Source organism: Planctomycetia bacterium (assembly GCA_034440135.1).
In the GTDB taxonomy this organism is placed as follows: Bacteria; Planctomycetota; Planctomycetia; order Pirellulales; family JALHLM01; genus JALHLM01.
Genome location: JAWXBP010000026.1, coordinates 1 through 17,914 on the forward strand (window position 1 = coordinate 1; position 17,914 = coordinate 17,914).

The window sequence follows — 17,914 nt, forward strand, 5'->3', positions numbered from 1 at the left end:
AAGGGAGTTGGGGGAGTAGGCGGGGGGGGGGGGCGTGGCGCGAACTAAAGCGCCGCGCTGATGTAGCGCATTCTAACGGCGAAGGCCGGCGGAGTGAATCGACCCGCGGGGAACATCTCCAGGTCACGCGTTCAGCAAGAACTGCCGCCCGTATTGCAGATGGTCTGTCATCGCTTGAGCGGCGCGATCGGCCTGGCTCTTGAGAATGGCGTGGGCGACGGCGGAATGATCGGCCTGACTCTTGGCGAGGCGATTCGGCGCGAGCCGGTTAATCCGCAGGATGGCGCGTTCCAGTTTGTCGAAGCAGCGCCGTAGCCAGGCGCAGAGTTCGCGGTTTTCGAGCAGTTCCGCGAGCAGCAGGTGGAATTCGATATCGAACCGCGTGGCCGCCCGAGGATCTTCGTCGCGGACGGCGGCGCGTTGTTGTGTCAGGCTGCGCTTAATGAGCGCTCGCTGTGCCGTGGTCAGTGTTCGCTCGGCAAGGCGGCGTGCGACGAACGGTTCCACGGCCAAACGCATGTCGAACAACTCGGCGATTTCCCGCGCGGACAAGTCTTTGACGACGATCCCCTGCTGCGGCGAAACGGCGACCAGTCCCTGGGCTTCCAGATGTTCGAGCGCCGAACGGATCGGCGTCTTGCTCATGCCGAGTTTTTCGACCAACTGTCGTTCAGAAAGAAACGTATCCGGCGCGTAGGCCCCGGACTGAATCAAATCCTTAAGCTGGGCGTATGCGCGATCCTTGAGCAGCGGACGCGGCGCGGTTTCCTGGCGGGCGGCGGAAGCGGCGCGGCGTGAGGTACGAGGCATTGGTTCATGCTATCCCGACCGGGCGACTCGTCAAGATATATTTGACATCCGACTGAGATATCAGTAAACTCCACGCCTCGTCCGGTCCGTTGCTTGTCTCCTCGCACGTGGCGGAAAATGAAAGCGCTGCTTCCCTCGCTGCTGGTGGCCTGGGCGTGCCTCGTCACGCTGAGTTGCGGCACTCCGACGAACGAGCCCGATCAAACAACGATCGGCGTGGCCTTCGAGACGCTGCAGACGGAATACTGGGTGGCCAGTCTCGACGCGATGAAGGCGGAAATGGCCAAACGGGACGTGCGGGTACTGGAAGCGGTCGCGGACGGCGATCCAAACCGGCAGTTGGAGCAGGTGCAGAGTTTTATTGCGCGCAAGGTCGACGGCATCATCGTCGTTCCCAAGGACGCCGAGAGCGTGATCCCGATGATTCGCGCCGCCAACAAGGCGAAGATTCCGATCGTGCTCTATAACCGCGGCCCTGGCGAAGGCGCCGGCCCTTGCGTGACGGTGGTGGCGGACAACCGCGCCATCACGCGCGACACAGTGCGCCGCATGATTGCCGCCGCCGGCGAGCGATCCAAGCCGCTGCAGGGAATGATCCTGATCGGCGATCTGGGCGACAGCAATGCCATCGAGCGACGCGCAGGTTTTGATGAGGCGATCGCCGAGTCGAACGGCGCGGTCGAGGTGTTGGCCCGCGTGCCAACGGAGTGGAATCAAGAAAAAGCGCTCGCCGGCGTGACCAATGCACTGCAGGCCAACCCGGACATGGAATTTGTCTTCACTTCGTCGGACTTCTTGTTTCCTTCGATCGTCGCGGCGCTCAAGAACGCGGACAAGTACCATCCGATCGGGCACGAGCGCCATGTCATCCTGGGTGGCTTTGACGGCGACGCCACGGCGTATCGCATGTTGCAAGACAAGTATCTGGACGCGGACGGCGTGCAGGACGTGTACTTCGAGTGCTCGCAGGCGGTCGACGCCGTCTTGAAGATGTCCCGCGGCGAGACGGTCGAACCGGTGTTGCAGGACCCGGGCGTCGTGATTCATCAAGGGAATCTGGACCAGGAATCGCACCGGATGTGGGGCGCGCAGACGGCCGCCAAACAGCCATGATCTCACGTGCGCCCAGTTCTGTCGTGCGGTTTGCGGCTGCAGAGCTCAGCGTGGCGATCCTGGCATTGGTTTACGTGCTCGCGGTGTTGCCGTTTTGCCCTGAGTTGGCCACGCGCGATCAAGCGTTCGCCGTGTTGTTGAACGCCGCGCCCTTGTTGGTGTTAGCGTTGGGGCAATCGTTCGCGCTGTTGATCGGCGGCATCGATCTTTCCGTGTCCGGCGTGATTTCGCTTTCCGGTGTCGTCGGCGCGATGATTTTGACGCGAGACGATGGCGCGCTCGCAGATTCGTCGCTGGCGATCCCGGTGGCACTCCTGGTGATGTTGCTGATTGGCGGCGTCGCAGGCGCTACGCAAGGCGCCGCGGTGGCGTACTGGGAACTGCCGGCATTTATCGTCACCATGTGCGGCATGATGGCCTTGGGGGGCGTCGCTGTCTGGCTCACCGGCGGCGAACGACTGGGGGGCTTGTCGCTGCCGTTGCTGGATGCCATGCAAGGAGATTGGTTGCACGTGCCTGTCATGCTTTGGATCGCGGCGGCGTTGGCCATCGTCTGCCACCTGCTGTTGCAACATACCGTGCTCGGCAAGCACTTGTACGCTGTGGGGCACAATGCACGCGCGGCGCGCGTGGCTGGGATCTCACTGGGGCGAGTCACGTGCTTCGCGTATGGCGCAGCGGGAACGTGCTCCGCACTAGCAGCCTTGCTTTACACGTGCCGCACTGAATCGGCCACGCCCAGCTTCGCGCGTGAGATCTTGCTCGATGCCATCGGCGCGGCGGTGATCGGCGGCGTCAGTCTGAGCGGCGGTCGCGTGAGCGTCGTGGGGATTGTCTGCGGCGCACTGTTGATCACGCTGGTCGGCAATAGCCTCACGTTGTTGAACCTCGACTATTGGCACGTCTTGATGGCCAAGGGGGGCGTGATTCTCGTCGCGGCTCTGCTGGATGCGGCGCGGCGGGGCGTTGTCGGAGGTCGCGCATGAAACCCTTGCTGGAATGCCGGAAGATTCGCAAGTCGTTCGCCGGCGTACGCGTGCTGAAGGACGTCGACTTGGAGCTCGCCAGCGGACAAGTGCTTGGTCTGGTCGGGCAAAATGGCGCTGGCAAGTCGACGTTGATGAACATCCTCGGCGGCGTGCTCCCTCCGGACGACGGCGCGATGTTGCTTGCGGGAAAACCGTATGCGCCCCGGAATCCAGCCCAGGCCGCGGCGGCGGGCGTAAGAATCGTGCATCAGGAATTGAATCTCTTTCCGAATTTGAGTGTCGCCGAGAATCTGTTCCTTGATCGGCTGCCCCGCGCGCCTTGGGGGATCCGTCGCAAGACGCTGGCGAGTCAAGCACGCGAGCTATTGCACCTCGTCAACCTCGAACGTGATCCGAGGGCTCCCGTCGAACAACTCTCCACCGGCGAACGCCAGTTGGTCGAAATCGCCAAAGCGCTTGGGGATGGCGCGCAGTTGATCGTGTTCGATGAGCCGACGACGTCGCTGACACAGCCCGAGGCGGCGCGATTGTTCGCGATCATCGACGATCTGCGCGGCCGTGGGTTGGGAGTGATCTACATCTCGCACCAGTTGGACGACGTGATGCGTCTGGCCGACGACGTGTTGGTGCTGCGCGATGGCGTTCGGCAAGCCTGCGGACCGGCGAGCGTGTTTACCATTCCGTTGTTGATTCAACACATGATCGGCCGCGAGTTGGATCACGTTTATCCGGAACGCGGCGCCGCGATCGGCGAGGAGATCGTCCTGCAGTTGCGCAATGTGTCGCGGCGCGGCGTCGTGGACAACGTGTCGCTGCAAGTGCGCTCAGGGGAAATTCTGGGTATCGCCGGAATGCTGGGCGCGGGGCGTTCCGAACTGGCGCGGCTCGCGTTCGGACTGGATCCGTTGGACGCGGGCACAGTGCTGTTTTCTGGTGAAGCGCTCGCTCTGCTGACGCCGGGGCGCGCGGTAGCGCGGGGCGGGGCGTTGATTACGGAAGATCGTCGCGACGACGGTTTGTTGATGAACGCCTCGGTCGAAGACAATGTGTTGCTCGCGAGTTGGCGCGACTACGCTTTTGGCGGCTGGCTGCGCCGTCGCGCCGCAAAGCGCGGGGCCGCGGCGATGGCGGATTCGCTCAAGATCGGCGGCTCGCTGCATCGCCCGGTCGGTCAACTTAGCGGAGGCAATCAACAGAAGGCGATCTTCGCCCGTTGGTTGTTGCGCAAACCGCGCTGTTTGATTCTCGACGAGCCGACGCGAGGCATCGACGTCGGGGCGAAGGATGAAATCTATCGCCTTATCCGCCGCCTGACCGACGCGGGAACCGGGATCTTGCTGATTTCCTCGGAAATCGAGGAGCTTCTCGGCCTGGCGGATCGGATCGTGGTGATGCGCGCAGGGCGGCTGGCCGGCGAGTTTGATCGCGCGGAGTTCCATCGCGAGCGCGTGCTGGCCTGCGCTTTGGGGCAGGAGACGTTCGTATGACGCGGTTTCTGATTAATCACTCGCCGATGATTTTGCTGGTCGCCGTGCTGATCGGTTTCTCCATCGGGTCGCCGCGCTTTCTGACTGCACAGAACGCCGTGAACATGCTCACGCAAGGCGCTTCGGCCACCATACTCGCGGCCGGGATGACCTGGGTGTTGGTGACTTCGGGAGTGGATCTCTCGGTGGGATCACTGATGTTTCTGACCGCCGCGGCGTGCGGGAAAATGATGCAAAGCGATGTCGATCCGGTGCTCGCGGCGCTCGTGGCCGCCGCGATCGGTCCGCTCTGCGGCGTGGTGCATGGTCTGCTGATCGCTTACGCCGGCGCATCGCCGTTTATCGTGACGCTGGCCTCGCTGTTCTTGTTGCGCGGCGCGGGGCTGTGGATCAGTCGCACGCGGGCGATGAACTTGCCGGAGGAGTTCTCGCGATGGGCGTCGGAGAAGCTGGTCGGAGTTCCAGCGCCGGTGTGGGTCGCGGGCGCAACGGTGCTCGTGCTGTACTGGCTGCAGACCCGCACGGCGTTTGGCCGTCAAAGTTATGCCGTGGGATACGATCCCGCGGCGGCGCGTAAGGCGGGAGTGAACGTGCGCGGAGTGTTGGTGAAGACCTACGCGTTAAGCGGCGCCTGCGCGGCGCTTGCGGCGCTGACGTCGTTGACGCAACTGGGCGCGGTCTCGCCGACGTTCGGTAAAGATCGCGAATTCGACGCCATCGCCGCCGCGGTACTGGGCGGAGCCAGCTTGTTTGGGGGACGCGGCAATGTCTTTCCCGGAGCGGTGATCGGCGCGATGACCGTGGCCGCGGTCTTCAACGGACTGAACACGATGAACGCCAACCCGTATAGCTATCCGCTGATCACGGCCGGCGTGGTGTTTCTGGCCGTGCTGTTTGACGGACTGCGCCGCCGCCCGTGGGCGCGACCTTTGTTGGCGACGCGTGGGAACGTGGAGGGCGCACGATGAGCGAACACGTGCCACTGCGCGCCGGTCCGTTGACGATATGCTTTGATCCCAGTGAAGGACAATTGCGTTGGATTCGCTACGGTCGAAGTGAAGTGCTGCGCGGCATCTACGGCGCGGTCCGCGATCGCGACTGGGGGACCGCTTCGCCGCGCATTGAGAATTTGGTCATGGACCGGCGCGACGACGCTCTTGATGTTCGCTTTCTCGCCATTTGTCAGCGCGATGGCATTGATTTTCGCTGGCGCGGCACGATCACGGGTACTTCCGACACGGAGGTGCGCTACCGGTTCGAAGGCGAAGCGCACTCCAGCTTCGAGCGCAACCGCATCGGGCTGTGCGTGCTGCATCCGATTCGTGAATGCGCTGGGAGACCCTGCCGTATCACGCATCCGGACGGCTCGGAGGAGGTGTCGACATTTCCGGACTTGATCGCGGCCGAGCAACCATTTCTCCAAGTCGCGGTGATGCGGCACAACGTGGCGCCGGGCGTCGATGTGGAGGTGCGCTTTCTCGGCGAAGTCTTTGAGACCGAAGACCAGCGGAACTGGACCGACGCCTCATTCAAAACGTATGGAACGCCGCTGGAACTGCCGTTTCCCGTACGAGTGGAGAAGGGCAACAAAGTGGTGCAGGAAGTGATCGTACGGCTGCTGGGCGCGGCGTCGCGCGTCGAAAGCGTATTGCCAGACCTCCATGTGTTGACGGCTGGCGCCAAGCTCACGCTTCCACGACTCGGCTTTTTGCATGGCGGAACGAATTCGCGCTTGGACGATGTTGCCGCAGGTCGACTCGCTTCGTTGCGCCCGGCGCATTTGCGCGTGGAGTTGCACATCGACAAGGCAAAGGTTCTGGACGACTTGAACACTGCTGCAGATGACGCCGCCAGACTTGGCGCCGAGTTGCAAGCAGTACTGATTCTCGAAGGCGAACCCGACGAACGCTTGGATCGCGTACTTGAGGATGCGGCTTGCTTGCCTGTGACGGTGGCGGAATGGATCGTACTTCCGAGTGGCGAGCGAGTGACGCCGGATGCTTGGCTACGGCGACTGCGGACGAAGCTGGCGGAGTTTTTCATCGAATCGCGCATTGGCGGCGGAACGAATGCCCATTTTGCGGAGGTGAATTGTGAACGGCTGACGCGCGGAATTGCAGATGTGCTTTCGTATTCTGTGAACCCGCAGGTGCATGCGTTTGACGACGCCACGCTCGTCGAAAACCTGGCGGGCCAGTGCGAAACCGTCCGCTCCGCTAGAGCATTTGCCGGCGGCGCGAAGATCCACGTTGGCCCCATCACGCTTCGGGCGCGTGCCACGCACGCCGACACGTCCGTCCCGCTGGACGAGTTGCCGTCCGACGCCGATCCACGACAAGTAAGCGTCTTCTTGGCCGCATGGACCTTGGGGAGTATTGTCGCCCTTGCGCGGGAAAATGCAGAAAGCGCGACGTATTTCGAACTCAGCGGATGCCGCGGAATTCTCGGCGATCCCAGGCAGGAGCGCTTGCCTGGCCCGTTTGGTGCGCTGGCCGCTGGCGTCTACCCAGTCTTTCATCTGTTCGCGGATCTCGCCGAACTTTCCGCGCACAAGTGGCGTGAGCTTGTTGACGGCACGCCGGATACACTGACGGGCATCATTGCGGATGACAGCAAACATGTGATGGCGCTGCTAGCGAATCTGACGGATCGACCACGGGAGTGTGAGTTGCCGTTCGAGCCCACGAGGATACGCGCGCTGGATGCAGAAAGCTATGCACTGGCGACGGCGGCGCCGGAAGCGTTTCGCGCGACGTGGCAAACGTCGAGCTCACGAAGACTCACGTTAGCGCCACAGGCGTACGTGCGCGTGGAGGGACGGCGCGATGCGTGAACTGCGATTTGCCGTGCTCGGCGCCGGCTTCTGGTCCGGCTATCAGCTCGCCGCCTGGGGAGAGTTGCCTGGCGCTCGCTGCGTGGCGATCTACAATCGCACGCGATCCAAGGCCGCGGCATTGTCCGCGCGCTTCGGAGCGCCGGCTGTGTACGACGATGCGGAGAAGATGCTGGGCGCGGAACAACTCGATTTCGTCGATATCATCACGGATGTCGATTCCCATGCGCCGCTCGTCGAACTCGCCGCGCGCCATCGGTTGCCGGTGATCTGCCAAAAGCCGCTCGCACCGTCCTTGGCGTCGGCGGAAGGCATGTTGCTCGCGTGCCGCGAGGCGGGCGTGCCGCTTCTGGTACACGAGAACTGGCGTTGGCAGGCGCCGTTGCGCGCACTGCGAGAAACTCTGACTTCCGGCGCGATCGGACGCGTGTTCCGAGCGCAAATCACTTTTTCCAACAGCTTCCCGGTGTTCGAGAATCAGCCGTTCCTGAAAGAGCTAGAGCAGTTCATTCTGACCGACATTGGGACGCATATCCTCGATGCCGCGCGGTTCCTGTTCGGCGAGCCAAGTGCTGTCGATTGCCGTACCATGCGGGTGCGCGAAGACATTCGTGGCGAGGACGTCGCGACGGTGATGCTGACGCTCGACGACGCCACAGTCGTATGCAACATGAGCTACGCGAGCCGCGTGGAGCACGACCGCTTTCCGGAGACGTTTGTCTTCGTGGAAGGCGCTCGCGGCAGCGCCGAAATCGCGCCGGACTATTGGCTTCGCGTCACCACGGAGGCCGGTACGCAATGTCGACGCGTGGCGCCTCAGCATTATCCGTGGGCCGATCCGGCGTACGACCTGGTGCAGGCCAGCATTGTGCCGTGTCAGGCTAACCTGTTGACGGCGTTGCGCGGCGCGGGCCAGGCCGAAACGACCGGGGACGACAACCTCCGCACGCTCCGCCTGGTAAACGCGGCCTACGAATCCGCCCGCACGCAACAAACCATTTCGCTGACTTGAGACATCATGGCTGACGCGATTCGCGCAAAATATTGGATTGAGACGGCGTTTCCGTTGGAACAGGCGGCCGCGGCGTTGGCGGGCGAACAATCGTGCGGGACGTTTGTCCGCGTGCCAGGCGAGACCGACGCCTTGCGCGCGCGGCATCAGGCGCAGATCATTCGCTTGACGGAACTCGACACCGTCGATGCGCCGAGTTTGCCAGGCGGCGGTCGGCCCAAAGATTTCGGCGGCGCGACGCAATTTCGTCGTGCTGAGTTGGAGATCGCGTTTCCGTTCGACAACATCGGCGTCAATCTACCGACGCTGATGGCGACCGTCGCGGGAAATCTGTTCGAGTTGCGCGAATTCTCTGGGCTGCGATTGCTGGACTTGGAACTTCCGGCCGCATACTCGGCATGTCCCGGGCCGCAGTTCGGAGTTGCGGGAACGCGGCGCTTGGCCGGCGTGTTCGATCGCCCGTTGATTGGCACGATTGTGAAGCCCAGCGTCGGACTGTCGCCGGAGCAGACGGCGGCGCTGGTGCGCGAGTTGGGCGAGGCGGGCATTGATTTCATCAAGGACGACGAATTGCTGGCGAATCCGCCGCATTCGCCATTGTCGGAGCGCGTGCCGGCCGTGATGCGGGCGATTCGCGCGCTCGCCGACCGCTCCGGCAAGCAGGTGATGTTCGCCTTCAATATCTCCGACGAACCGGAAGCGATGCTTAGGCATCACGACCTCGTCGCTGAGCACCAGGGCACCTGCGTGATGGTGAGTCTGCATCACGTGGGCCTGGGCGGCGTGATGCAATTGCGGAGACATTCGCAGTTGCCGATTCACGGGCATCGCAACGGCTGGGGGATTTACTCACGCAGTCCCGCCATCGGCATCGAGTACGCCGCGATGCAGAAGATCTGGCGACTGGCCGGCGTCGATCATTTGCATGTAAATGGATTGCAGAACAAATTCTGTGAGCCGGATGACTCGGTCGTCCGTTCGATCGCGGCCTGCCTGACGCCGATGTTCGGCGACGATCGCGCGCTGCCGGTCGTGTCGTCAGGGCAATGGGGCGGGCAAGCGCCGGAGACATTTCGACGCACGCAAACCGTCGATCTGATGTATCTCGCCGGGGGCGGCATGATGGCCCATCCGGGCGGACCGGCGGCTGGCTGCCGCGCGTTGCAGCAGGCGTGGGAGGCGGCCGTAGCGGGCGTCGCGTTGGACGACTTTGCACGCATGCATGGCGAGTTGCGGCAGTCGCTGGAGAAGTTCGCGGCGAGGTCTTCGTGATGAGCGACGTCTGGCTCGGCTACTACGGCGACGATTTCAGCGGCAGCGCCGATGTGATGGAAGTGCTTGCGCAAGCCGGCTTGCCGACCGTGCTGTTTCTCGCGCCGCCGTCCCTGGAACAACTCGCGCGCTTTCCGGAGGTGAAGGCGATCGGCATCGCGGGAATCGCGCGATCGCTCCCCACGGAGGCGATGGAGGCCGAGCTGCGCCCGGCGTTCGCGTCGTTGCGTCGACTGGCGCCGTTGGTGCATTACAAGATCTGTTCGACGTTTGATTCATCGCCGGAGATCGGCAGCATCGGTCGGGCCATCGACATCGGACGCGCAGCGCTGGGAACGCGGGTCGTGCCGGTCGTGGTCGGCGCGCCGGCCCTGGGCCGCTATTGCGTGTTCGGCAATCTCTTCGCGCGGTCCGGCGGCGGCAGTCCGATTTTTCGGCTCGATCGGCATCCCACGATGGCGACGCATCCCGTGACGCCGATGGACGAGGCCGATCTGATGCGGCATCTGGCGCGCCAGACGTCCGCCAACATCGCGCTGTTGAATGCGCTTGTCTTGGATCATGCGGCCGGGGTGCGTTTCGACGACCTGGTCGCGTCCGGCGCCGAAGTGGTCCTGATCGACACGCTCTACGAGCGGCAGATGCCGATCATCGGCGAGCTGATCGCGAGTCTCGCGGAGCGCGACCTGACGCGCTTCGTCGTCGGTTCGTCCGGAGTGGAATATGCGTTGACGGCGCACTGGCGCGCTGCTGGAATGTTGCCGTTCACGCGCGTTGCAACTCCGCAGTGCGCTGAATCGCCCGTCGTCATTGTGTCGGGAAGTTGCTCACCGGTGACCGCGGCGCAGATTCTCGCAGCGGCAGAGGCGGGTTTCCGGTGTGTCGCTTTGCAGCCGGATGAATGGCTCGAGGGAATTGTCGGCCGCGCAGCAACGGAGGCCTTGAACGCCATGGCGGCAGGCGAAAGCGTCATCGTGCATGCCGCCACAGGGCCGGAAGATCCGCGGATCGCCGCAGCGAACGAGAAGCTCTCCAGTGCAGGTCGAAGCACGGAGCGCAACACACTGCTCGGCGAGGCCTTGGCGCGCATCTTGAACGCCGCCATCGACGCGGGTGTGCGGCGCTGCGCGGTGGCGGGCGGCGATACTTCGGGACAAGTCGCGCGGACGCTGGGAATTGAATCGCTGGAATTTATCGCGCCGCTCGCGCCAGGGTCGCCGCTCTGCCGAGCGCGGTTTCACGACACAACAAGACTGGACATGGAAATCTGTTTCAAGGGAGGGCAGGTCGGGCGTCCCGACTTCTTCCTGAAGCTCGCGCGCGGCGCGGGCTGAGTATCACGAGAGGAGCGTTTCAGATGGTGACCATCGCAATCTTCGGCGCCGGCGGCAACATGGGGACGCGCGCCAGCCAGGCGCTCGTGGGCGACCCCGAGTACCGCGTCCTGCACGTAGAGCCGGGGCCGGCGGGTCGAACACGGCTCGACGAACGTGGCATTACGCCCGTCGCGCGCGAGGAGGCGATCGCGGCCGCCGACACGGTGTTGCTGGCGGTGCCGGACCATTTGATCAACGGGATCGCCGCCGAACTTGTGCCGACGTTGCGTCCCGGCACGCTGGTGATCTGCCTCGATCCGGCCGCGCCGTACCATGGTCGGCTACCGGCGCGGAGCGACATTGCGTACTTCGTGACGCACCCGGGGCATCCGCCGATCTTCAGCGACGAAGCGACCCTCGACGCGCGGCGCGACTATTTTGGCAGCGGGCTCGCCAAGCAAGCGATTGTTTCGGCGCTGATGCAAGGCGCCGAGTCCGACTACGCGAAGGGCGAAGCGATCTCGCGCAAATTGTTCGGCCCGATTTTGCGTTCGCATCGCTTGACGGTCGAACAAATGGCGCTCTTGGAACCGGCGCTGGCGGAAACCTTAGCGGCGACTTGCCTAACGGTGATTCGCGAGGGCTTGGACGAAGTCGTGCGGCGCGGCGTACCAGCCGAGGCCGCCCGCGATTTTCTGTTGGGCCACCTGAATATTGAGCTGGCGATCGTCTTCAACGAAACTGGCTGGAAATTCTCGCAAGGCTGCCAGCGCGCGATCGACGAAGCGAAGCCGCTGCTGTTTCGTCCCGACTGGAAAAAAATCTTCGAACCGGAACAACTCCAGGCCAGCGTCGCGCGGATCGCCGGCGACGTTTGATCACCTACCACACTCGCCCTACACCACGGAGATCAACCCATGATTCCTTGCATTCCCTATCATCGCCGCGCCTGGCTGCTCGGCGCATGTTGCTTGCTTTTTGTGGCCTCGTTTCAGGCGTCAGGGTTCGGGCAAATCATGCCGCGGTTGAAGGTGAGTGACAATCATCGTCACTTGCAAACCACGGATGGCGAGCCATTCTTCTGGCTCGGGGATACCGCCTGGGAATTGTTTCACCGCCTGAATCGCGAGGAAGCGGATGCGTATCTCGACTTGCGCGCGCAGCAGGGATACACGGTCATTCAAGCCGTCGCGATCGCAGAGCTGGATGGGCACAGCGATCCGAATCCGTACGGGCATTTGCCGCTGGTCGAACTTGATCCGGCGCGACCGGCGGTGGTGGAAGGTGCGCAGAACGACTACTGGGATCACGTCGACTACATTGTGGAGGCGGCCAACCGGCGCGGCATGTATATCGGCTTCCTGCCCAAGTGGGGCCGCTACTGGCACGACAAAGTGCATGACGAGCGCCCGCTGTTCACCATCGAGAACGCGGCCGTCTACGGCAAGTGGCTGGGCGAACGCTATCGCGGCAAGGGGATCGTCTGGATTTTGGGCGGCGATCGACCCATCGAAAATGACGAGCAGCGCGAACTTATCCGCGCCATGGCGCGTGGCTTGAGCGAAGGCGACGGCGGCGCTCAGCTGATGACGTTCCATCCGCCTGGCGGACGCGGCTCCGCGGATTGGTTTCACGACGACGACTGGCTTGATTTCAACATGCGGCAGAACGGCCATGTGGCGGAGTTCACCGAGCGCTATGCGAAAACGCGCGCGGACTATGATCGCCAGCCGGCGAAGCCTGTCATCGACGGGGAGCCGATCTACGAGGACCATCCGGTGTCGTTCAAACCGGATGAGCTAGGCCATTCCACGTCGACTGACGTGCGGCGTCCACTGTATTGGGATTTGTTCAGCGGCGCCTGCGGACACACTTATGGCCATCACTCAGTCTGGCAGATGTGGAGCGAGGGGCGCAATCCCATCAATCGGCCGCTGATGCCTTGGAGCGAGGCGATTCACCAGGCCGGCGCGGCGCAGATGCAATACGGCCGTAGGTTGATCGAGTCGCGGCCGATGTTGGATCGCATTCCGGACGACGAGATTGTCGCGACCGATCGTGTCGCCAGTTCGGTGCCGGGCGCGGGGCGGTATCGTTTCGTCGCGACGCGTGATGCGGCGGGAAGTTATGCGTTCGTCTATGTGCCCGCCGGACGTAAGTTCCGCGTGCGGATGGATAAGGTCGCCGGTCCGAAAGTGAAGGCCTGGTGGTACAATCCACGTAATGGCGAGGCGGCGCCGATCGGGGAATTCGCGAGCCAAGGCGAGCAAGAATTCGTGTCGCCCGACGTTGGCGAAGCGCTGGACTGGATCTTAGTGCTGGACGACGTGAGCAAGAATTATCCCGCGCCTGGAGTTCGACCATGACGACCTCGTTCCGATACGCCTCGATTGTTCGTTCCGCTGGCCTGGTCGCGCTGCTTGCGCTGGTTCATAGCGCTCAAGCGCAAGCGGAGGATTGGCCGAGTTTCCGAGGTCCGACGCGACAAGGAATTTCAAGTGAAACGGGTTTACCGCTTCAATGGACCGCCGCGGAGCACATCGCCTGGAAGGTGGAAGTGCCTGGCGAGGCCTGGTCGTCGCCGATTGTTTGGGGCGATCAGGTGTTCGTCACGACGGCCACGGACGGCGGCGCAAGTTGCCGCGTGTTGGCCTTCGCGCGCGCGACCGGCGAATTGATGTGGAATACGGAAGTGTTTCGCCAAACGCCGGGCCACAAGCAGGCGAAGAACTCGTACGCCACGCCGACTCCGACCACCGACGGCGAATTGGTCTACGCCATCTTCGGCGACGGCAGTTTCGCCGCCGTGAGCCTTGAAGGCGAAATCGCCTGGACCAATCGCGACGTCAAATTCTATGGCGAACATGGACTCGGCGCGTCGCCGATCCTGTACCACGACCTGCTGATCATGCCGTTCGACGGTAGTAGCTCCGGGCCGGATCTCAAGGTCGGTTGGCAAACGCCGTGGGATCAATCGTTCGTGCTGGCGCTCGACAAGCGCAACGGCCAACAGCGCTGGCGCGCCTCGCGCGGCCTATCGCGGATCGCGCATGTTTCGCCGATCATCACGCAAATCGACGGACACGACGAATTGGTGAGTTGTGCCGGTGATGCGATTCAAGGCTTCGATCCAGTCAGCGGCGAGCGGCTGTGGCATGTCTTCAGCGAAGGCGAAGGGGTCGTGCCGTCGCCAGCGTTGGCGAACGGAACGATCTTTACCGCGTCAGGTTTCGGTGCGACGACGCTGCGCACCGTGCGCTTGGGCGGGCGCGGCGACGTCACGCAATCGCATATCGCTTGGGAGCAGCGCAAAGGGGCGCCCAATCAATCGTCATTGATCTACGTGGCGCCGTTTCTCTATGCCGTGAGCGACCAAGGTGTCGTGATGTGCTACCGGGGCGAGACAGGCGAGGTTGTGTGGCAGGGCCGCGTTGAAGGCACCTACAGCTCCTCGCCAGTGGCGGCCGAAGGGCGCATCTACTTGCTCTCCGAACAAGGCGAAACGACGGTCGTCGAAGCCCGCGACGAATTCGACATCGTGGCCCGCAATCCGCTCGGCGAGCGCTGCCAGGCGTCGATGGCGGTCTCCCAGGGCCGCCTGTACATCCGCACCGACCGGCATCTCTGGTGCGTGGGAGAATAGCTTGCCGGTGGCTGGTGTCGAATTACTAATTCGCCGCCAGGCGCTTCCACGGGGGGCGAATGAGTACATTCGACCCTAGCCACCCAGAAACGAACGTGTTGGATTTGTGGCGTCGCTCGTCTAAGAGGCGCCCCGGATGTCGCATTGTCTTCTGTCGTTCGGGCGCAGGCGGCCGTCCAACCGATTCCTAACCGGAGTTTCTCCATGTCGCTTATCCGCACCGGGTTGATCGTCGCACTTTTTGCGGGGCCATTTCTTGCGCCGCGCGAGGCCGGCGCTCAGGGCGCGTTTGAGGGGTGGCACTTGGAGCCGGGCGTGGCGCAGGCGCATTTGGTCATGTTGGCGAGGGTAGCCAGCGTGGGACAACTGCGCGTGGTCGAGGGGGCGAAAACCGACGTGGCGTTGCGCGAATACCGCTTTCAACCCGTGCGGCGATTGAAGGGTATCTTCCAACGCGACGAGCTGGCCATGACGGGAGGCGATCTGGGATTGATCTCCGAGGATGCATCGCAGCCTGCGCCGCTCCAGGAGGGAGAGTTCCGGTTGCTGATTCTGGTGCAGCAGCAAGGCCTGGAATCGATGGGTTGCGTGTCGGCGTCGCCCGGGGCGACGACCTTTGACGAACGCGTCCCGCGATTGAGCGGGCCGGACGATCCGTTAGTCACCGTGGTCGACACGCTGATTCGAGTGACCGATTCGCGCTCGCGACGGGAGCGAGCGAGGCTGCTCATCGACGGGTTGATGCAGGCGGAGGGTATCGCCGCGGCGCCGTTGCTGTCGAGTTTGCGGTTGCGAGCCGACTGGGCGGCGACGGACCCGCGCGCTTACGCGGCGCTGGCACGGCTGGCGCGAGACCCGCAGTTGGCTGTACGTCGCGCCGCGTTGGACACGCTGCGCGACATGTTGGCCAGCGGGGCCCGGCCGCAGGATCCCCAACTGCTTGAACCAGTAGCTGACGCGCTGCGTCAGGTGTTCGAAACGAAGGAAGCCATCACGCAGCTGCGGGTGACGGCGCTCGAAGCCCTGGGACATTTATTGGCGATGGGGCCGTCGAATGACTGGTCGCGAGAACTGTTGATCACGGAACTGACGGGCGCTGCGACGTACGCGGAGCGCGGCGCCGCCGTGACGGCATTGGCGCAACTGAACGATCCAGCGGCGGCGCCGGCCGCGCTCGAGGCGCTCGGCAAACTTCCGTTGGATGAGCTGCCGGCGCGTGAGGCGGTATACGCGAACTCGGCGCTGCAATTGGATTCTCCTGGGGCGCAGCGCGCCCTGTTGACGCGCTTGGAACGATCCATCGCGGCGCGGCAATCGTTGGCCGGGGAAATCGAGCCGCTCGGCCGAACGCGAAATCGGGAGTGTTTGCCGCTGCTGTTGGCGGCGGCGAATCTAGCGACTTTGGCCTATGACGATCGGCGGGACATCGCCTGGGCGTTGGGGAGACTCGGCGACGATCGCAGCGTCCCGGTGCTGATGAGTTGGCTTCGGGGCGACGACTATCATCTCAAGGAGAGGGCCTTGGCGGCGCTGGAAACGCTGGATTCTGATCTCGCGGGCAGCGAAGTGCGCACGTTGTTGAAGTCCGAACCGCATTTGCCGTTCAAATTGCGGATGGCGCGACTGATGGCGCGACATGGGATCGCGGACGGCTATGCGCTGGCAACCGAGCACCTGGCGGACGTCGGACGGACGCCCGAGGCGGCGCTTGTGTTGGCGGCGCTGGATGATCCTCGAGCGGCGCCCGAACTTTCAGCGATCATGACGGCGCGGCCGGATCGGCGTTGGCTGGCGGCGGCGTTGGCGGGATTGACAGCGATTGGCGACGCTTCGGGCAGAAAACAGGTCGCGGAGATCCTGAGCGACGATCGGCACCCCCTGGTAGCCGAAGCCGCCGAGGCCGCCGGTTTAGCAGAGGGCAATGAGCTGCTGCTGCCGTTGACGCGGTTGGCGAAATCTCGGAATAGTCGGCTGGCGTTGACGTCGTTGGTGGCATTGCGTCGGTCCATGCTCGGCGTCCGCGGAGCCCCGCGCGGTTTGGCCGCCGCGGAGCAAATGGTGGAAGCAAATGTATCTCAGCCGGCGGCGGAAATTCCAACGGAATCTAGGGCCGCCGTATCCGAGGCGCTCGCGTCGCTGATGGTCGACGCGTATGTCGCGGCGGACGTACGCAACGAAGCCTTTGCCGTGGCGAAACTCCTGGGCGGACCGCGCTACGTCGAAGTGTTGTCGACCGTGGCGGATCAAGCTGAGTTGGAAGGGACGCAGTTGCGGTTCAACGTGGAAGCTGAGCTGCGTCGGCGGCGCAGAACTCCGTAGTTCGGCGAGCTTCACAGCTTGAAATATCAACGGTCGGCGCCGGGGGAAGCCCGAAATAGGCCCGCTGGGAGCCGAGTCACTGGCTGCCAGTCGCGAACCTTCACCTCCCGCCGCCCTGTCACTTGTTATCAGGGCGAGCCAAACCAGGCGCGCGCCGGGCGGTTTGCCGCCCAGCGTCTTTCTGGTACCTTGTGACGGTGTCATCGCCCCTTTCGGGCGCGGCCCAGCCCATGGCAGTCGTTGGCCGTGGGCTTTCGCCCGAAAGTCATGGCACACGCCAGAAAATCCCCGTCGAGGCTGTAGCTCAGTCGGTAGAGCAACGGACTTTTAATCCGTAGGTCTTGGGTTCGAGCCCCAACAGCCTCATTTTTGTCACGTCCGGCCGGGTGACGACTCGTGGTGCCAAGTGCTGATTCTTCAAGCACTTGCGGTGTTGTCCTAGAGACCACGGCTGAAATAGTCTCTGGGCCAGCCGGTGACTCGACTTGCCCTGTTTTGCCATCTTGTGCTTCTTGTGCACTGCCCAGATGCTGACACTTTTCGGTTTCATCAGTTAATGCTCTTTTGTCAGTAACTCCATTCGACTCGGCCGCCTCCTTGCGGGCCGGCTTTGACTGCGGGGAGGGAAGGCGGCGCACCGCTGCCGCCCGATCGTCGAGGTTGGTGTGTGTGTAAAGACCGAGCGTGAGTCGGATATCCGAGTGCCGAGCCAGCTCCTGAGCCGTCTTTGGCGAGACTCCGGCGCGGGCCAAGTTCGTGATGAACGTATGCCGGTTTGCGTGGAAGTCGGCAAAACGTCCTTCTCGGTCCTTGTAGCAGAGGTAGTCCGACTTCGCGTGCTTGGCCTGTTCCGAATCCGGGAATTCCGATAACCACTGCGCGCGAGCCCGCTCCAGATCCCGTTCCATCATCTTCGCCGTATCCCGTTCCGAAGAACCCGAACGTCGTGAAATTGGAAAGAGGATAGTTTCCGATTCAGCCGACTTCGCCGCCAGCCAGTCGATGAGCTTGGCGGCAACGTAAGGGTGGAGCACTTGTTGATCGCGGCGGCGACGCTTGCTGTAGCCGGCCGCGACCGTCACGATTGCCGGATCGCTGGTGAGGTCAAAGGAAGCCGACG

At 63.3% G+C, this 17,914-nt stretch carries 13 protein-coding genes and 1 tRNA gene; 13 read left to right on the top strand and 1 reads right to left on the bottom strand.

Features of this window, described 5'->3' with window-relative positions:
• Positions 1-123: 123 nt before the first annotated feature.
• On the bottom strand, positions 124-810 hold the full coding sequence (locus SGJ19_01310; GenBank protein MDZ4778873.1) for a GntR family transcriptional regulator: 687 nt from the start codon (positions 808-810) through the stop codon (positions 124-126).
• Between the two features lie 117 nt (positions 811-927).
• Here SGJ19_01310 and SGJ19_01315 point away from each other — a divergent pair, with 117 nt between their 5' ends.
• The 13 genes from SGJ19_01315 to SGJ19_01375 all read left to right on the top strand — a co-directional run bounded on the left by SGJ19_01315 (position 928) and on the right by SGJ19_01375 (position 17,160).
• Positions 928-1,923 (top strand): sugar ABC transporter substrate-binding protein, encoded by a 996-nt coding sequence (locus SGJ19_01315; GenBank protein ID MDZ4778874.1) that lies wholly within the window; start codon positions 928-930, stop codon positions 1,921-1,923.
• Entirely contained in the window at positions 1,920-2,909 is a 990-nt protein-coding gene (locus SGJ19_01320) for an ABC transporter permease (protein ID MDZ4778875.1), read from the top strand. The genes SGJ19_01315 and SGJ19_01320 overlap by 4 nt, the downstream gene beginning before the upstream one ends.
• Entirely contained in the window at positions 2,906-4,399 is a 1,494-nt protein-coding gene (locus SGJ19_01325; protein ID MDZ4778876.1) for a sugar ABC transporter ATP-binding protein, read from the top strand. Before SGJ19_01320 ends, SGJ19_01325 begins: the two co-directional genes overlap by 4 nt.
• Entirely contained in the window at positions 4,396-5,367 is a 972-nt protein-coding gene (locus SGJ19_01330; GenBank protein ID MDZ4778877.1) for an ABC transporter permease, read from the top strand. Before SGJ19_01325 ends, SGJ19_01330 begins: the two co-directional genes overlap by 4 nt.
• Positions 5,364-7,232: a hypothetical protein gene (locus SGJ19_01335; GenBank protein MDZ4778878.1), complete on the top strand. Its 1,869-nt coding sequence runs from the start codon at positions 5,364-5,366 to the stop codon at positions 7,230-7,232. The genes SGJ19_01330 and SGJ19_01335 overlap by 4 nt, the downstream gene beginning before the upstream one ends.
• Positions 7,225-8,244 carry a Gfo/Idh/MocA family oxidoreductase gene (locus SGJ19_01340; protein MDZ4778879.1) on the top strand — a complete coding sequence of 340 codons (1,020 nt, stop codon included), beginning with the start codon at positions 7,225-7,227 and terminating at the stop codon, positions 8,242-8,244. The genes SGJ19_01335 and SGJ19_01340 overlap by 8 nt, the downstream gene beginning before the upstream one ends.
• A gap of 6 nt (positions 8,245-8,250) precedes the next feature.
• Positions 8,251-9,516 (top strand): ribulose-bisphosphate carboxylase large subunit family protein, encoded by a 1,266-nt coding sequence (locus SGJ19_01345; GenBank protein MDZ4778880.1) that lies wholly within the window; start codon positions 8,251-8,253, stop codon positions 9,514-9,516.
• Positions 9,516-10,850 (top strand): four-carbon acid sugar kinase family protein, encoded by a 1,335-nt coding sequence (locus SGJ19_01350; GenBank protein ID MDZ4778881.1) that lies wholly within the window; start codon positions 9,516-9,518, stop codon positions 10,848-10,850. The genes SGJ19_01345 and SGJ19_01350 overlap by 1 nt, the downstream gene beginning before the upstream one ends.
• A 23-nt stretch (positions 10,851-10,873) precedes the next feature.
• Positions 10,874-11,710, top strand: coding sequence for a phosphogluconate dehydrogenase C-terminal domain-containing protein (locus SGJ19_01355; protein ID MDZ4778882.1), 837 nt, complete (start codon positions 10,874-10,876; stop codon positions 11,708-11,710).
• A gap of 39 nt (positions 11,711-11,749) precedes the next feature.
• A complete protein-coding gene (locus tag SGJ19_01360) occupies positions 11,750-13,198 on the top strand; it encodes a glycoside hydrolase family 140 protein (GenBank protein ID MDZ4778883.1) in 1,449 nt (482 codons plus the stop codon).
• Entirely contained in the window at positions 13,195-14,475 is a 1,281-nt protein-coding gene (locus SGJ19_01365; GenBank protein MDZ4778884.1) for a PQQ-binding-like beta-propeller repeat protein, read from the top strand. The genes SGJ19_01360 and SGJ19_01365 overlap by 4 nt, the downstream gene beginning before the upstream one ends.
• A gap of 204 nt (positions 14,476-14,679) precedes the next feature.
• A complete protein-coding gene (locus tag SGJ19_01370) occupies positions 14,680-16,794 on the top strand; it encodes a hypothetical protein (GenBank protein ID MDZ4778885.1) in 2,115 nt (704 codons plus the stop codon).
• Positions 16,795-17,087: 293 nt separating this feature from the next.
• Positions 17,088-17,160: transfer RNA gene (locus SGJ19_01375), tRNA-Lys, on the top strand.
• The last annotated feature ends 754 nt before the right edge of the window (positions 17,161-17,914 follow it).

What these genes read in the sequence shown, in the direction of transcription:
- SGJ19_01310 (MDZ4778873.1), bottom strand. Translation starts at nt 810, where the DNA reads ATGCCTCGTACCTCACGCCGCGCCGCTTCCGCCGCCCGCCAGGAAACC.
- SGJ19_01315 (MDZ4778874.1), top strand. Translation starts at nt 928, where the DNA reads ATGAAAGCGCTGCTTCCCTCGCTGCTGGTGGCCTGGGCGTGCCTCGTC.
- SGJ19_01320 (MDZ4778875.1), top strand. Translation starts at nt 1,920, where the DNA reads ATGATCTCACGTGCGCCCAGTTCTGTCGTGCGGTTTGCGGCTGCAGAG.
- SGJ19_01325 (MDZ4778876.1), top strand. Translation starts at nt 2,906, where the DNA reads ATGAAACCCTTGCTGGAATGCCGGAAGATTCGCAAGTCGTTCGCCGGC.
- SGJ19_01330 (MDZ4778877.1), top strand. Translation starts at nt 4,396, where the DNA reads ATGACGCGGTTTCTGATTAATCACTCGCCGATGATTTTGCTGGTCGCC.
- SGJ19_01335 (MDZ4778878.1), top strand. Translation starts at nt 5,364, where the DNA reads ATGAGCGAACACGTGCCACTGCGCGCCGGTCCGTTGACGATATGCTTT.
- SGJ19_01340 (MDZ4778879.1), top strand. Translation starts at nt 7,225, where the DNA reads ATGCGTGAACTGCGATTTGCCGTGCTCGGCGCCGGCTTCTGGTCCGGC.
- SGJ19_01345 (MDZ4778880.1), top strand. Translation starts at nt 8,251, where the DNA reads ATGGCTGACGCGATTCGCGCAAAATATTGGATTGAGACGGCGTTTCCG.
- SGJ19_01350 (MDZ4778881.1), top strand. Translation starts at nt 9,516, where the DNA reads ATGAGCGACGTCTGGCTCGGCTACTACGGCGACGATTTCAGCGGCAGC.
- SGJ19_01355 (MDZ4778882.1), top strand. Translation starts at nt 10,874, where the DNA reads ATGGTGACCATCGCAATCTTCGGCGCCGGCGGCAACATGGGGACGCGC.
- SGJ19_01360 (MDZ4778883.1), top strand. Translation starts at nt 11,750, where the DNA reads ATGATTCCTTGCATTCCCTATCATCGCCGCGCCTGGCTGCTCGGCGCA.
- SGJ19_01365 (MDZ4778884.1), top strand. Translation starts at nt 13,195, where the DNA reads ATGACGACCTCGTTCCGATACGCCTCGATTGTTCGTTCCGCTGGCCTG.
- SGJ19_01370 (MDZ4778885.1), top strand. Translation starts at nt 14,680, where the DNA reads ATGTCGCTTATCCGCACCGGGTTGATCGTCGCACTTTTTGCGGGGCCA.